Genomic DNA, 251 nt, shown 5'->3' on the forward strand with positions numbered 1-251 from the left:
CCGACGACGACACCTCGGGCAACTACGACACCTACAAGGTGGGCCTGAGCAGCACGTTCTGGGACAGCAGGCTTCTGCTTCGCGCCGGCTACAACCGCGCCGTGCGCTCGCCGAGCCTGAATGACCTGTACTACCCGCAGCGCATTGCTCTCAACACCGGCGGCACCGACCTTTGTGCTGGCGCGGCGCCGAGCTACACGGCGGAACAGTGCGCCCGCGCGGGTGTCCCGACGTCCGTCTACGGCAACGTG

At 67.3% G+C, this 251-nt stretch carries 1 protein-coding gene; it reads left to right on the forward strand.

The annotated features are described in order from the left end of the window. Positions 1-251: hypothetical protein (locus SB719_RS21565; protein ID WP_412159946.1), on the forward strand; the 251-nt coding region annotated here is incomplete at both ends.

The organism is Pantoea sp. SIMBA_079 (assembly GCF_046940275.1).
Lineage (GTDB): Bacteria > Pseudomonadota > Gammaproteobacteria > Enterobacterales > Enterobacteriaceae > Pantoea > Pantoea borealis.